This window comes from Bradyrhizobium sp. Pha-3, assembly GCF_042258325.1.
GTDB classification, from domain to species: Bacteria; Pseudomonadota; Alphaproteobacteria; order Rhizobiales; family Xanthobacteraceae; genus Bradyrhizobium; species Bradyrhizobium elkanii.
The window spans coordinates 92,366-106,970 of record NZ_CP170151.1; the positions used below are offsets into that span (position 1 = coordinate 92,366).

Below are 14,605 nucleotides of genomic sequence, written 5' to 3' on the forward strand. Positions count from 1 at the left end.
AGCGATTAATGCCAACAAGGTCTTAACGCGATCCCAACAAGGCGCCGGAAGGACAAGAAAAAGCGGGCCTTACCCATGCGTGATGACCGTCACAGTCGGTTTCAAGCTTCTTCGCGGAAAGGAAACGCTATAGAACCGGCGTCGCATTCCCTGGAGCCGTTTCCGCTCCGATGAAATCGGAACGGGGCTCCGGATTCCTTATTTGACGCGTTTTCTTCACGCCAACCGGCACCACCTCGCGCGAAAACGCTTGAGAGGCTTTGAGAGATGACCCGATTTCTGTTTGCCGTCGTTCCGCTGGTTTTGTTGACGTCGGCCGCCTCGGCGCAGCAGCAGGGGCGCGATGCCTGCTCGCGCGATGCCTCGCGGTTCTGCCGCGCCCATCTCAGCGAGGGCGATCAGGTCGTGCTGGCGTGTCTGAAGGAGCATCGCAGCCGCCTCAGCAAGGCCTGCCAGCAGACGCTCGCCGATCACGGGCAGTGATTTCTGGCCATCGTCATTCCCGGGGCGACGCGAAAGCATCGAACCTCAGATGCGCAACCGCGCATCGGGGAATGATACCAGCGTCTACGTACTGCTCCCCGCTGCGGTCGCGACCACCGGGATCACCTCCTTGGCCGCGCGGTCGGGGGTCTCGTCCTTCCAGCGCACCGATCCGAACGGACGCTCCAGCATCCGGCGCACGCGGATCGGCTCGGCGCCGATGTGGAAGTCGGCCGCCTTCTGATGCAGTTCGCGCTCGATCTGCGTGGCGCGGTTGCGCTGGCGCAGGAAATCGAGCCAGGTCGGGCAATGATAGCGCTCGGTCCACAACTCGGGATCGGCGATGTCGCGCGCGATCGACCAGCCATAGGCGCCGTTGCGCTGGCGGCTGAGCTGCACGTCCTGCATCACATTGTGGAAGGCACGGGCATTGTCCTGCGCCACCCGGTATTCGATCTCGACCACCAGCGGCCCGCTGCGCCCGCTCAGTTGCAGCCGCACCTCGGGATCGGCCAGCGCATCCGTCGCGTCTTCGTTGCGCGCGCCGATCGGCGGCATCCTGAGCCAGATGCCGAGCAGCGGCGACAGCAGCATCAGACCGGCGGAGATCAGCAGCGCCATCTCGACGCCGCCCGCGTCCGTGATGCGGCCCCAGCACCAGCTGCCGATCGCGATGCCGCCGGCGATCGCGGCCTGGAAGGCGGCAAGCGAACGGCCCGCGACCCAGCGCGGCGCGGAGAGCTGCACGCCGATATTGAACAGCGCGATCGCCAGCATCCACACCGCTCCGGCAACCACCAGCGCGGCGGCGGTGATCACCGGCTGCTTGCTCACGGCAACCGCGGCGATCGCCGCGCCCATCGTCAACGCACAGACGCGTATGGCGGCTTCGCCGCTGAGCCGGCTGCGGATCTCGCTGATATTGAGCGCGCCGATCACCGCGCCCATGCCGAACGCGCCGAGCATGATGCCGTAGGTCTGTGCGCCGCCATGCAGGAGGTCGCGCGCCACCAGCGGCATCAGCGCCGAGACCGAGCCGCCGATGATCCCGGTCACCATGGTGCGGGTCAGCACGATCTTGATCGACGGCGAATTGGTGATGTAGCGCACGCCGGAAACGATGGCGCGGTTCAGCCGCTCGCGCGGCAGCCGCGACGGCTCGCTGACGCGATTCCACAGGAACAGCACGACGAGCAGCGGCAGATACAGCACGGCATTGGCGGCGAAGGCGGCCACGGCGCCCGCGGACGCCACCACGATGCCGCCGATCGCCGGACCGAAGCTGCGCGCGATGTTGTAGCTGATGCCGTTGAGCGCGACCGCGGCGGGCAGTGTCTCCGGCGGCACCTGCTCGCTAACGGAGGATTGCCAGGCCGGGCCGAACAGCGCCATGCCGCTGCCGACGACGAAGCACAGCGCGAGCAGGATGTTCGGCGTCACCAGATTGAGCCAGGCCAGCACGGTCAGGATGGTGGCGCCGGTCAGCGCAATCGCCAGCGACACCAGCGCGACGATGCGGCGGTCGTGCATGTCGGCGATGGCCCCGGCCGGCATCGAGATCAGCATCACCGGCAGCATCAAGGCGGTCTGCACCAGCGCAACCTTGTCGGCCTCCGAGGTCATCTGCGTCATCGCCCAGGCCGCGCCGACGCCCTGGATCAGGATACCGAGATTGGAGAGCAGGCTGGCGAGCCAGATTCGCCGGAAGATTGAATGCCGCAACGGTGCAGTGATACTGTCGGAGCGATCACGCGGTTCGGTCATATCCGGTTCCGGTTGGCCTGCTATGGCTTGTTGAAAATGGCTTGTTGAATGATTCCGGCTGCACCAACTGATGCCCGCGAAACGCGTGTCCTGTCCAGCGATTACGGTATCCTTGGCGGGGATAGGACACAGCTAAAGCACTGAAAGAGCTGAGGAAGGCCAAGGGAAGATCAAGGGAAGGCCTGGGGAAGGGGACCAATGGCGCTGTCGCGGCGGAGAATTTTGCAAGGGGCCGGCGCGCTGTCCCTGCTGGCGGGCCGGCTCGGTGCCCCGGCTTTGGCGCAACCGGCGCCGGCCGGCGACATCCCGCCGATCCTGTTCGTGCATGGCAATGGCGATCACGCCCCGCTCTGGATGACGACGTTCTGGCGGATGGAATCCAACGGGGTGCCGCGCGAACGCATGGCGGCGATCAATTTCACCGATCCGCTGGCGCGCAGTGACGACAAGGTCGAGCAGGCGAGCCGCTCCTCGACCGAGGACCAGCGCCGCGAGCTCGCCGAGGCGATCAGGGAGCTGAAGCAGAAAACCGGCGCGCCGCGGGTCGCGCTGGTCGGCAGTTCGCGCGGCGGCAATGCGATCCGCAACACCATCAAGAATGGTGGCGGCGGCGACATCAGCCACGCGGTGTTGTGCGGCACGCCCAATCACGGTGTGTATGCGTGGGACGACGGGCTCGGCAACGAGTTCAACGGGCGTGGTCCGTTCCTGCGCGGACTGAACGATGGCGACAGCGAAGTCACTGTTGGCACCGCATTCCTGACGCTGCGCAGCGACGGCCTCGACAAATATGCGCAAGCCGACGGCCGCTTCGTCGGCAAGCCGGGCGCGCCGACCAACGTCACGACGGAAGGCCCGGCGCTGAAAGGCGCGACCAATCTGGTGCTCGGCGCGCTCGATCATCGCGAGACCGCCTTTCATCCGCGCGCCTTTCGCGAGATCTACAAATTCATCGCACGGCACGAGCCGTCGCGGATCGGGATCGTACCGGAGACGGCGGTGAGGCTGAGCGGCCTCGTCACGGGTACGCCGGGCGGCGTGCCGACCAACCGGCCGGTGCCGGGCGCCACGGTCGACATCTATCATGTCGCGGCGGAGACCGGCGAGCGCATCGGCGGCCCGCTGCACAGCTCGCAGACCGGCGCCGACGGCCGCTGGGGTCCGGCGCAGGTCGATCCGTCCTGGACGCTCGAATTCGTGCTGACGTCAGCTGGTACGGCGACGACGCACATCTATCGCTCGCCGTTTCCACGCTCGTCCGAGATTGTGCATCTGCGCGCGGCGCGGCCGCTGGGGCCGGCCGATGCCGGCGCGGGCGCGGTCGTGCTGATGTCGCGGCCGCGCGGCTATTTCGGCCTGCCGCGCGATATCGTGCTGTTCGACGGCAAGGAGCCGGCCGATGTAAAGCCCGGCGTGCCGACGGATTCGGTGACGACGCTGCGGCTCGCCGCGCACGATGTCGGCCGTCCGGTCGCCGCGATCTTCAACGGGGAACGCATTATGATGCGGGCCTGGCCGGCGTCGGAGAATCGGATTGCGGTCGCCGAGCTGACTTATTAGGTCTGGTGGAGGGTCCGCGCGCCTTCTTGGCGCCGGGATCGCATGGCCGGATCGGCCGTCGCGTGAGGCAGGAAGCGAGGACCATGAGCATAGCCGAAGTCTACGATATCACGGTCACGCGGCGTCCCCTGGTCCCGCCGGCGCCGCCGCGCGCGCCGGACGACATGGGCGCGTTCGCGCGCATGCGGGTGATGCGCAACTCGCCGATCGAGACCTGGGGCCGGCGCGCCTATGAAGACGACATTGTCCAGGGCCGTTTTCTCGGCCGCTCGAGCTTCATCCTCAACACGCCCGATGCGATCCGCCATGTGCTGGTCGACAATTACGAGAACTACACCCGCACGCCGGCCGGCCTTCGCGTGCTGCGTCCGATGCTGGGCGAGGGGCTGTTGATCGCCGAAGGGCGTGCGTGGAAGCATCAGCGCCGCACGCTGGCGCCGGCGTTCACGCCGCGCGCGGTGACGACGCTGGTGCCTTACATGATTGCGGCGGTCGACGAGACCGTCGCCAAGCTGAAGTCCGCGAGTGGCGGCCCGGTCGATCTGCGCGAGGCGATGCAGCGCATGACGCTCGAGATCGCCGGCCGCACCATGTTCTCGTTCGGCATGGATCGCCACGGCGCCGCGCTGCGCGACTTCGTGATGGAGTATGGCAACACGCTGGCGCGCCCGCACATGCTGGATTTGGTGCTGCCGTTGAACTGGCCGACGCCGCAGGATTTCCGGCGCGCCCGCTTCCGCAAGCGCTGGACCGCGTTCGTCGGCATGCTGATGGCCGAGCGACGTGCGGCCGGCAAGGATGACAACGCGCCGGCGCGCGACCTGTTCGACCTGATGGGCGCCGCACGCGATCCTGAAACCGGCGAGGCCTTTACCGATGCTCAACTCGGCGACCAGGTCGCCACCATGATCCTCGCCGGCCACGAGACGACTGCGACCGCGCTGTTCTGGGCGCTCTATCTGCTGGCGCTCGATCCCCTGACCCAGGAGCAACTGGCAGCAGAAGTCGGGAGCGCGGCGACGTCTGGCGCGCTCGACATCGAGCGGCTGAAATTCACCCGCGCGGTGATCGACGAAACCATGCGGCTTTATCCGCCGGCGTTCCTGATCGCGCGTGCGGCAGGCGGTCCCGATACCATCGCGGGCCGTCCGGTCAGGAAGGGTGACGTAATCCTGATCGCGCCGTGGCTGTTGCACCGGCATGAGAAGCTGTGGCGCGATCCGAACGCGTTCGTGCCGGCGCGTTTCATGACGGGAACGCCGCCCGATCGGTTCGCCTATCTGCCGTTCGGGGTCGGCGCGCGAGTCTGCATCGGTGCGCATTTTGCGCTGGTCGAGGCGACGCTCGCGCTTGCGAAGATTGTCGGCGCATTCCGCGTCGCGCTGGCGGACAAGGATCCGGTGCTGCCGATCGGCGTGGTGACGACACAGCCGAACCGCTCGCCGGTGTTTACGATGAAGCCGCGCTGACCTTGCGCGGCGGTGTCCCAATGCTCATCTAGGGGCTCACCATGAGCGATACGCAGGCCCATTTCGCAGTCCTCAGGCAGACGACCGATCCGGCCGTCGTCGATGCCATGCAGCAGCTGATCGCGGACGGTCATGATCGGGATCTCAATCGCATCAATCTGCTGGATTTCTCGAACCGGACCGGGCTCGACCAGGAGAAGGTGATCTCCGGCTTCCTGCATGCGTCGCGGCTCGGCCTGTTCGACATGAGCTGGAATGTGCTGTGCCCGGGCTGTGGCGGCGTGCTCGATGCGCATTCGACGCTGAAGTCGTTGCGCCATGACGACTACAATTGCGCGCTGTGCGCGGCCGGATACGAAGCGTCCGTCGACGATCTGGTCGAGGTCGCGTTCACTGTCAGCCCGCGCGTGCGCCGCATCGGCGCGCATGATCCGAATACGCTGCCGATCTGGGAATATGTCCGCCAGATGTTCTGGAGCTCGGGCATCGAGCTCAACGAAGACTCGCTGGAGCGCCTGCTCAAGGAGGTCACGCTGGAATCGCTGGAGTTGCCGGCCGGCGAGAAGGCGCTGCTGTCGCTGCAATTGCCGAAGCAGTTCCTGATCGTGTTCGAGCCGGTGACGCACTCGGCGCATTTCTTCGACGTGCAGGGCGAGCCGACCACCGAGCGCCAGCAGTTCTCGATCGTGTTCAACAAGCTGCAGGCGCCGACCGGCACCACGGTGCTGCGGCCGGGGCCGCTCCGGCTGTCGCTGGACAACCAGACCGACACCCGCGTGCTGCCCGCGGTGTGGGTCGCAGCCGATGCGCTGCATGAGCTGCTCGGCAAGCGCAAGCCGATCCTCACCGCGAAGCGGATGCTCTCGAACCAGACCTTCCGTGATGTGTTCAAGGCCGACAATCTCACGGTCGACCAGCGGCTGAAGATCACCGCGCTCACCTTCCTGTTCACCGATCTCAAAGGCTCGACCGCGCTCTATGAACGGGTCGGCGATCTCGCTGCATTCGATCTGGTGCGCGCGCATTTCCACGCGCTGCTCGAGATCATCGCTTCCGAGCACGGCGCCGTCGTGAAGACGATCGGCGATGCCGTGATGGCGACCTTCATCCGGCCCGAGCATGCATTGTCGGCGGGCCTGCGCATGCGGGCGGCGATGAAGCAGCTCAACACCGAGCGCGGCAAGGAGGATCTGATCGTCAAGATCGGCATCCATGAGGGGCCGTGCCTCGCGGTGACGCTGAACGAGCGGCAGGATTATTTCGGCCAGACCGTGAATATCGCAGCCAGGGTGCAGAGCCTGTCGACCTCGCAGGAAATCCACTTGACCCAGCCGGTGATGGAATCGGCGGAGGTCGCGGGCATTCTCGATCGCGCCGCGATCAAGCCGATCCAGAAGGAAGCGGCACTGCGCGGCATTGCCGACAAACTCGTGGTGTACGAGATACCGTAGTCATATTGCTGAAACGTAATGCTTGCCGAAACGTAATGTCGCAGCGGGAACCTGCGCGGATTGCACCGGTTCTGTTTCCACGCCATATAGATTTCGACGGAGCGTGGTCTGGAAAACTTTATAGCCGGATAGATCACGCTCAAATCAGGCAGGCTTCATTCCACAGAGAGAACGATGCTCGACGGACTTCGCCAATTCATTGCCGATATCGTTTCCCCCGACGCCCAGGCTGACCGCACCTTCGATGACGGCGACTATCGCCTGGCGGCGACGGCGCTGCTGGTGCATGTCGTCTCGCTGGACGGCGAGCCGACGCCTGCGGAGACGCGCAAGCTGCACGGCCTGATCGAGAGCCGTTTCCAGCTCGATCGCGGCGCGGCCGACAAGCTGATCGCCTCTGCCATGCGCGTCGAGGGCGAGGCCGTCGATCTCTATCACTTTACCAGTGTGATCATGCGCTCGGTGAACGAGGAGGGACGGCTGCGCATTGTCGAGATGATGTGGGAGCTGGTCTATGCCGACGGTCAGGTCAGCGAGTTCGAGGACAATGTGGTCTGGCGCGCCGCCGATCTGCTCGGCATTTCCTCGCGCGACCGCATCGATCTCAAGCATCGGATCGCCGAGAGGCAGGCGGCGCTGCCAAAGGGCCCCTGGGGCACGGCGGACGCCGCAATCTGACGCGATTGCCCGCGCCGGCGGACGCATCGTCACCGGTATCACGGATGACGAAATTTTAATGTCCGCCGCGATTGTGGGCGATCCGGCTGAAAATCTGGCGTTTCATCACAAAACCAGTGCCTCGCCGCTGTCCACAAGCTTACACACGGCTTGCGTCCCACCGCATCCCTATGCTCTCGTCGCCTTGTTGGGGACCTCACTAGAATTTGCAGTAAGAGTTTGAAACGTGACCGAGCGTGTGACGCTGATAACCGGGGCATCGGCGGGCATAGGCACCGAACTGGCGCGCGTATTTGCATCGAATGGTCACCGTGTGGCGCTGGTGGCGCGGCGCGCCGACCGCCTGAAAGCGCTCGCCGACGAGCTCGGGGCCAAGGGCGGCGCAGCACCGATTGTGATCCCCTGTGATCTCCAGCACACCGATGCGGGCGACCGGATCGCGCAGGCCCTGACCGACGCCGGGGTCGAGGTCGAATTTCTCGTCAATAATGCCGGCTTCGGCCTGTTCGGCCGCGCCATCGAGCGCGACCGTGCCGAGCAGCTCAACATCATCAATGTCAATATCCGCGCGCTGACCGATCTGACGCTGCGCTTTGCCGACCAGCTGATCCGCAACCGCGGCGGCATCCTCAATCTCGGCTCGATCGCCGGATTTCTGCCGGGCCCCGGCATGGCCGTGTACTACGCCAGCAAGGCCTATGTGCTGTCGTTTTCCGAGGCGTTGCGCTGTGAGCTGGCGCCGCAGGGCGTGCGTGTCACCGTGTGTTGCCCGGGCCCGGTACCGTCGGAGTTTCAGGATCGCGCCGGGTTTGCTCCCGGATTCGATTCCGCCATCCTCAACGTTACGCCGAAAGAGGTGGCCCGCCAGGCCTATCGCGGGTTGATGGCCAACAAGCGAGCAGTCCTGCCCGGCGCCTTCATCAAGCTGGTGCCGTTCCTGCTCCGGCTGTTTCCGCGCTCCTTCATCCTGACGGCGGTCGGCGGATTTCAGCTCCGCAAGCGCTAGCTGCCCCTGAAAAACGTCCCACGCGTCGCCGTCAAGGCTGCTTTCTGGCCCGCGATTTGCTTCGCCTGGGTGTGCGCAAACTCACACGATGTTAACGACCACTTAGCTATGATCGCGCCTTACGTGCCGAAACTTTAAGCAGAGGCAATGTCGTTCCGGTCAGACCAGAGCCGTGTCGTGGTGCCCTTCGCCAGCCGAAGGCCGACCGCGGTCACGGCTGAGGTCTCGGACCAGACCCCGCTGCGGCCGGTGCTGATCGTGCTGCATCAGGAGACATCGACTCCCGGCCGGATCGGCAATGCCCTGCGCGCGCTGGGCTACCGCCTCGACATCCGCCGCCCGCGCTTCGGCGACGCGCTGCCCGCAACGCTCGACGCGCATGCCGGCGCGGTGATCTTCGGCGGTCCGATGAGCGCCAACGACGGCGACGACTACGTGCGGCGCGAGATCGACTGGATCGCCGTTCCGCTGCGCGAGCAGCGCCCGTTCCTGGGCATCTGCCTCGGCGCACAGATGCTGGCGCGGCAGCTCGGCGCCAAAGTCGCGCCGCATCCGCAAGGCCGTGTCGAGGTCGGTTATTATCCGGTCAGGCCGACCGAAGCGGGCCACGCGCTCTGCCCGGACTGGCCGGCGCGGGTCTATCACTGGCACGGCGAGGGATTTCAATTGCCCGCCGGTGCCGACCTGCTCGCGGCGGGCGATGATTTCCCGGTGCAGGCGTTCCGGTTCGGCAACGCCTTCGGCCTGCAATTCCATCCCGACGTGACCTACGCGATGATGCATCGCTGGACCACGCGCGGTTGCGCACGGATGGATTCGCCGGGCGCACAACCGGGCCATCTGCACTTCGCCGAGCGTGCCGTGCACGATGCCGCCGAACGCGCGTGGCTGAAGCATTTCATCGACGGCTGGATCGCGCGCGTGCCGCAACGGCAGCTGCTGCAGGCCGCGGAATAGCCGCCACGCGGAATTTCACGCCGGCTTTTCATTCTGGTGGATGTGCTACTCTTGACTGCCGCGCGTAGGTATCGCCGCGCGTATCAATAACAACAAGGCACAGGGAGATCGCCGTGAGCTACGAGCACATCCTCTATGAGGTCAGCGACAGGATCGCGACCATCACGCTCAATCGCCCCGATCGCATGAATGCGTGGACCGCGATCATGGAGCGCGACGTGCGCCACGCGATGGAAGCGGCGGCCAACGACGACAACGTTCGCGTCATCGTGCTGACCGGCGCGGGCCGCGGCTTCTGCGCCGGCGCCGACATGGACGCGCTGAAGGGAATCGATCCCAACGAGGTCAGGCGCGGCGAGAACATCCCGTTCGACATGAACCGCCGCGCCGACTGGCAGACGCGCTACGCCTACTACCCGGCGATCAGGAAGCCCGTGATCGCGATGCTCAACGGCGCCACCGCCGGCATCGGCCTGGTCCACGCGCTGTATTGCGATTTGCGCTTCGCCGCCGACACCGCGGTGTTCACCACCGCCTTCGCGCGGCGCGGCCTGATCGCCGAACACGGCATCAGCTGGATGCTGCCGCGTATCGTCGGCCACGCCAACGCGCTCGATCTGTTGATGTCGGCGCGGCGGGTGTCGGCCGAGGAGGCGCTGCGCATCGGCCTCGTCAACCGGCTTTCCTCGCCGGAAAAGCTGCGCGAGGAGACCTATGCCTACGCCCGCGACCTCGCCGATTTCGTCTCCCCGAGCGCGATCGCGGTGATCAAGCGCCAGGTCTACGACGTGCCGTTCCAGACGCTCGCCGAAGCCACCATCGATGCCAATCGCGAGATGCAGATCGCGCTGAAGGGCAATGATTTCAGGGAAGGCGTCGCGAGCTTTGTGAAGAAGCGGCCGCCGCGGTTTACGGGGACGTGAGGGGGAGGGGATTGGGACAAAAGTCCGTCTTCGCCCTCCGGGCAGATCGCCTCGGCCCGGCTCCGCCCTTCGGGCTACGCCGCGTCAGCCTTCGCTTGCTTCGCTACGATGGACTTTGGGGGCTGCCAAGCCGTAGCTCGCGAAGCGAGCGAAGGCTGGTGGAGCCAGGCGGGATCGAACCGCCGACCTCGTCATTGCGAACGACGCGCTCTCCCAGCTGAGCTATGGCCCCATCGCGGCCGGGTGTTGCTGAGTGTCCCGGCCGTCAGTCGGGCGCCATTTACAGTCCCGCCCAAGGTCAAGTCAAGAACGGTGAAAGCGCGGTTTTCGGCCCGTCCCGCCGGGAACTTCCCTTGTTTGCGGGGGGATGAACCGATATCTAGGGCGTGATCCCGACCCGGCGGACCGCGCCAGCGCCCAGCGCATAGCGGTTTTCCGAAACGATCCTGCTCAAACAAGAAGCGCGATGGCGGCTCAGTCCGGTCTCGTTGCGCTTCAGTCTTACCCGCGAGCCCCCCTCATATGCGCGCTGTTCTCGACATCGTCATCATCATCCTCGACCTCTATGTCTGGCTGCTGATCGCTTCCGCCATCCTGTCCTGGCTGGTCGCCTTCAATGTGGTCAACACGCGCAACCAGTTCGTTTCCGCGGTGGCCGAGTTCCTCTACCGGATCACCGAGCCGGTGCTGCGGCCGATCCGCAACGTGATGCCGAATCTGGGCGGGCTCGATATCTCGCCGATCATCGTGATTTTGATCATCATGTTCATCCAGCGTGTGATCGCCTATTACATCTATCCCAATGTGATCTGACCCTTTCGACGGGGCCTTGGCGAGGGAGCCTTGATGGATCCTTGGCGCTATTCCACCGAGGGCATCAGCATCGCGTTGCGCGTGACGCCGCGCGGCGGCCGCGACGACATCGACGGGATCGAAACGCTGGCCAATGGCCGATCGGTGGTGAAGGTGCGGGTGCGCGCCATCGCCGAGGGTGGCGAGGCCAACCGTGCGGTGACTGAGCTGCTGGCCAAGGCGCTCGGCGTGCCGAAGGCCAGGGTGAGGCTGTTGTCCGGCGCCACCTCGCGGCTCAAGCAGGTCGCGGTGGACGGCGATCCGAAAGGGCTCGGCGATACATTGAGGAAGCTGACGGCGGCCAAGCCGAACCAGCAGACAAGGGACTGACATGACTGCCCGCATCATCGACGGAAAAGCCATCGCCGCCGAGCTTCGCGCCCGCGTTGCCGACGAGGTCGCCCGCGTCAAGCGCGACCATGCGCTCACGCCGGGGCTCGCCGTGGTGCTGGTCGGCCATGATCCCGCGAGCGAGGTCTATGTCCGCAGCAAGCACACCCAGACCCAGGCCGCCGGCATGGCCTCGTTCGAGCACAAGCTGCCGGAGGATGTGTCGCAGGCCGATCTCCTGGCGCTGATCGCGCGGCTCAACCGCGATCCCATGGTGCATGGCATCCTGGTGCAGCTGCCGCTGCCGAAATCGCTGCACACCGAGACCATCATCAATGCGATCGACCCGGCCAAGGACGTCGATGGCCTGCACCCCAACAATGCCGGCCGGCTCGCCGGGGGCCTGGCCGCGCTGTCGCCCTGCACGCCGCTCGGCTGCATCATCCTGACCAAGAGCGTGCACGCCTCGCTCGAGGGCATGAACGCGATCGTGATCGGCCGTTCCAATCTGGTCGGCCGTCCGCTGGTGCAATTGCTGCTGAACGAGAACGCGACGGTGACGATCGCGCATTCGCGCTCGCGCGATCTGCCGAAGCTCTGCGCCCAGGCCGATCTGGTCTATGCCGCGGTCGGCCGGCCCGAGATGGTGCGGGGCGACTGGCTGAAGCCGGGCGCGACCGTGATCGATGTCGGCATCAACCGCATCCCGGTGCCCGGCGGCAAACCGAAGCTGGTCGGCGATGTCGCGTTCCAGGAAGCGCTCAATGTCGCCGGCGCAATCACGCCGGTGCCCGGCGGCGTCGGGCAGATGACGGTGGCGTGCCTCCTGGTCAACACGCTGCGCGCCGCCTGCGCGATTGCCGGCCTGCCGGCGCCGGCGGTGTGAAATGCTCCCTCGCCCCGCTCTTGCGGGGAGAGGGTTGGGGTGAGGGGCCCCTCTCCGAGGTGGGATTGTCGAGAGACCTGTACCCCCTCACCCGGATCGCATTCCGCTCCGCTACATGCGATCCGACCTCTCCCCGCAAGCGGGGCGAGGTTAGTCACTTCTTCTTCGCGCGCTCGATGCCTTCGAGGATCAGCCTGCGGGCTTCGTCGGCGTCGCCCCAGCGCAGCACCTTCACCCACTTGCCTTTCTCGAGGTCCTTGTAGTGCTCGAAGAAGTGCTGGATCTGCTGCAGCGTGATGTCGGGCAGGTCGCTGTAGTTCTGCACCTTGTCGTAGCGCTGGGTCAGCTTCGATGACGGCACCGCGATGATCTTCTCGTCGCCGCCGGCCTCGTCCTCCATCAACAGCACGCCGACCACGCGGACGCTCATCACCGCGCCCGGCACGATCGCACGCGTGTTGACGATCAGCACGTCGCAGGGATCGCCGTCGCCGGACAGCGTGTGCGGGATGAAGCCGTAATTGCCGGGATAGCGCATCGGCGTGTAGAGGAAGCGGTCCACCACGAGCGTGCCGGCCTCCTTGTCCATTTCGTACTTGATTGGCTCGCCGCCGACGGCAACCTCGATGATGACGTTGACGTCGTGGGGCGGATTTTTTCCGATCGATATGGCGTCGATACGCATGGATTGCTCCGCGTGGCCTCTGGAAGTTGAGAACGATGTGATTTTTTGGTTGGCGCCGCCGGGCCGCAAAACGGCGCCAGGCCCGGCCTTGAGGCCGGGCTGGCCGACGCGCGCAGCGCTTGAGGCTGGTTTAGCCTTGCTGCAGCTGCGAGAGAAGCAGGATTTTCAGTTCGCCCAGGCGAAAGCGACCTTGTCGAGCGACTTGGGCCCGAATCGTTCCGAGGAGCGCGCCACCATCCGGCCGCCCAGCGCACGGTAGAACTCGGTCGCCGGCTCGTTGTCGGACAGCGCCCAGATCACCATGCTCTTGAGGCCGCTCTGCATCAGGTCGCGGCGGGCGGAGGCGAACAGGCGCCGGCCGAAGCCAAGCCCCTGGAATTCCGGCCGCAGATAGAGCTCGTAGATCTCGCCTTCGAAATGCAGGCTGCGGGCGCGGTTGCGGCCGTAATTGGCGTAGCCTGCGACCCGGTCGCCGAACACCAGCACGCTGACGCGGCTGCCCTTGCGGATGGCGCTGTCCCACCACTGCGGGCCGCGGCGATTGATCAGCTTTTCGAGTTCGGCGCCGGGGATGATTCCCTGATACGCCGAGCGCCAGGCTTCGTCATGGGTAGACGCCACCGCCGCCGCGTCTGCAGCTTTGGCCGGCCGGACCTCGATCAGCGTTGTGCTCATGGGTGTAATCAAAGCAAGTCGGCGGGCCGCCTTCAAGGTCCATCGTTAATTATCGGTTAATCTGTGGATTTTTTGCATCAGTGTCGTGAGAACTTGTTCCGAAAGAGGACACTTGCCGGAGTTCAAGCGGCCAACCGCCGATCCGGAGCTGTGCAAAGTGTGTATCGCGAGCGCAGTATGACACTGCCATAGTTGGAAAAAGCTCGTTCGGGGGCTGATTCGCGGCCAGGATTCTGCGAGCGAATCCAGACGCGATGTGGGTACTCCGAGCGCGCCACGCCTGCGCCGCCGCAGTGGATTTTCGCGCCCGACCGGCCTATGGCAGCGGCGGTATTTGTGCGCGGCGAAGTTGGCCCGATTACGAGCGGACTGCGATGACGCTCTACTTCCTGATCAAATATCTGCACGTGCTCGGCGCCATCGTGATCCTGGGCACCGGGACCGGCATTGCTTTCTTCATGCTGGCGGCGCATCGCACGCAGGATGCGGCGTTCATCGCGCGCACGGCGGCGACCGTCGTGATCGCGGACATGATCTTCACGCTGACCGTCGTGCTGCTGCAGCCGGTGAGCGGCGGACTGCTGATGCTGCTGTCGGCAACGAGCATCACCGAGCGCTGGCTCGTGGTTTCGCTTGCGCTCTACGCGCTCGCCGGCGTGTTCTGGGTTCCCGTGGTCTTCATGCAGATCGAGATGCGCAACCTCGCGCAGACGGCGGTCGAAAAAGGTCTTCCGCTGCCGCCGCGTTATTTTGCGCTGTTTCGCCGCTGGGTCCTGTTCGGTATTCCCGGCTTCGGCTCCGTGATGATCATCCTCTGGCTGATGATCGCAAAACCATTTTAGCGCATGATCCCGGAAAAGTGTGCAGCGGTTTTCCGAACAGGATC

General features: G+C 65.4%; 15 protein-coding genes and 1 tRNA gene. 12 read left to right on the plus strand and 4 right to left on the minus strand.

Going from position 1 to position 14,605, the window contains the following annotated elements; translation table 11 throughout:
• The first annotated feature begins 267 nt into the window (after window positions 1-267).
• Window positions 268-483, plus strand: a complete 216-nt coding sequence (locus ACE10X_RS00440) for a cysteine rich repeat-containing protein (RefSeq protein ID WP_016842076.1) — start codon at window positions 268-270, stop codon at window positions 481-483.
• 84 nt (window positions 484-567) lie between these two features.
• On the opposite strand, the gene ACE10X_RS00445 is transcribed toward ACE10X_RS00440, so the two are convergent.
• A complete protein-coding gene (locus tag ACE10X_RS00445; protein ID WP_304557404.1) occupies window positions 568-2,247 on the minus strand; it encodes an MFS transporter in 1,680 nt (559 codons plus the stop codon).
• 198 nt (window positions 2,248-2,445) lie between these two features.
• Here ACE10X_RS00445 and ACE10X_RS00450 point away from each other — a divergent pair, with 198 nt between their 5' ends.
• From ACE10X_RS00450 to ACE10X_RS00480, 7 genes are all read left to right on the plus strand, one after another.
• Complete coding sequence (locus ACE10X_RS00450) at window positions 2,446-3,807, plus strand: hydrolase (RefSeq protein ID WP_038387694.1); 1,362 nt, start codon at window positions 2,446-2,448, stop codon at window positions 3,805-3,807.
• A gap of 83 nt (window positions 3,808-3,890) precedes the next feature.
• On the plus strand, window positions 3,891-5,276 hold the full coding sequence (locus ACE10X_RS00455; protein ID WP_038387704.1) for a cytochrome P450: 1,386 nt from the start codon (window positions 3,891-3,893) through the stop codon (window positions 5,274-5,276).
• 41 nt (window positions 5,277-5,317) lie between these two features.
• Window positions 5,318-6,727: an adenylate/guanylate cyclase domain-containing protein gene (locus ACE10X_RS00460; RefSeq protein ID WP_016847257.1), complete on the plus strand. Its 1,410-nt coding sequence runs from the start codon at window positions 5,318-5,320 to the stop codon at window positions 6,725-6,727.
• Between the two features lie 174 nt (window positions 6,728-6,901).
• Complete coding sequence (locus ACE10X_RS00465; RefSeq protein WP_038387695.1) at window positions 6,902-7,405, plus strand: TerB family tellurite resistance protein; 504 nt, start codon at window positions 6,902-6,904, stop codon at window positions 7,403-7,405.
• Window positions 7,406-7,631: 226 nt separating this feature from the next.
• Window positions 7,632-8,411: an SDR family oxidoreductase gene (locus ACE10X_RS00470; RefSeq protein WP_038387696.1), complete on the plus strand. Its 780-nt coding sequence runs from the start codon at window positions 7,632-7,634 to the stop codon at window positions 8,409-8,411.
• A gap of 147 nt (window positions 8,412-8,558) precedes the next feature.
• Entirely contained in the window at window positions 8,559-9,368 is an 810-nt protein-coding gene (locus ACE10X_RS00475; RefSeq protein WP_038387697.1) for a glutamine amidotransferase, read from the plus strand.
• Between the two features lie 113 nt (window positions 9,369-9,481).
• The gene (locus ACE10X_RS00480) at window positions 9,482-10,291 is read left to right on the plus strand and encodes an enoyl-CoA hydratase (protein WP_038387698.1); all 810 of its coding nucleotides are present in this window, start codon (window positions 9,482-9,484) and stop codon (window positions 10,289-10,291) included.
• Window positions 10,292-10,447: 156 nt separating this feature from the next.
• On the opposite strand, the gene ACE10X_RS00485 is transcribed toward ACE10X_RS00480, so the two are convergent.
• Window positions 10,448-10,523 (minus strand) — tRNA-Ala (locus ACE10X_RS00485).
• 290 nt (window positions 10,524-10,813) lie between these two features.
• Here ACE10X_RS00485 and ACE10X_RS00490 point away from each other — a divergent pair.
• The 3 genes from ACE10X_RS00490 to folD are packed head-to-tail and all read left to right on the plus strand — an operon-like array spanning window position 10,814 to window position 12,359.
• Window positions 10,814-11,104 (plus strand): YggT family protein, encoded by a 291-nt coding sequence (locus ACE10X_RS00490; RefSeq protein WP_016847252.1) that lies wholly within the window; start codon window positions 10,814-10,816, stop codon window positions 11,102-11,104.
• Between the two features lie 33 nt (window positions 11,105-11,137).
• The gene (locus ACE10X_RS00495) at window positions 11,138-11,473 is read left to right on the plus strand and encodes a DUF167 domain-containing protein (RefSeq protein WP_080583546.1); all 336 of its coding nucleotides are present in this window, start codon (window positions 11,138-11,140) and stop codon (window positions 11,471-11,473) included.
• A 1-nt stretch (window position 11,474) separates the two neighbouring features.
• The gene (folD, locus tag ACE10X_RS00500; RefSeq protein ID WP_038387700.1) at window positions 11,475-12,359 is read left to right on the plus strand and encodes a bifunctional methylenetetrahydrofolate dehydrogenase/methenyltetrahydrofolate cyclohydrolase FolD; all 885 of its coding nucleotides are present in this window, start codon (window positions 11,475-11,477) and stop codon (window positions 12,357-12,359) included.
• 154 nt (window positions 12,360-12,513) lie between these two features.
• On the opposite strand, the gene ppa is transcribed toward folD, so the two are convergent.
• Together ppa and ACE10X_RS00510 are read right to left on the minus strand one after the other, a co-directional pair.
• Window positions 12,514-13,044: an inorganic diphosphatase gene (ppa, locus tag ACE10X_RS00505; protein WP_028337382.1), complete on the minus strand. Its 531-nt coding sequence runs from the start codon at window positions 13,042-13,044 to the stop codon at window positions 12,514-12,516.
• Window positions 13,045-13,209: 165 nt separating this feature from the next.
• Window positions 13,210-13,719: a GNAT family N-acetyltransferase gene (locus tag ACE10X_RS00510; RefSeq protein ID WP_028343770.1), complete on the minus strand. Its 510-nt coding sequence runs from the start codon at window positions 13,717-13,719 to the stop codon at window positions 13,210-13,212.
• Between the two features lie 374 nt (window positions 13,720-14,093).
• Here ACE10X_RS00510 and ACE10X_RS00515 point away from each other — a divergent pair, with 374 nt between their 5' ends.
• Window positions 14,094-14,561 carry a DUF2269 family protein gene (locus tag ACE10X_RS00515; RefSeq protein ID WP_375763918.1) on the plus strand — a complete coding sequence of 156 codons (468 nt, stop codon included), beginning with the start codon at window positions 14,094-14,096 and terminating at the stop codon, window positions 14,559-14,561.
• The last annotated feature ends 44 nt before the right edge of the window (window positions 14,562-14,605 follow it).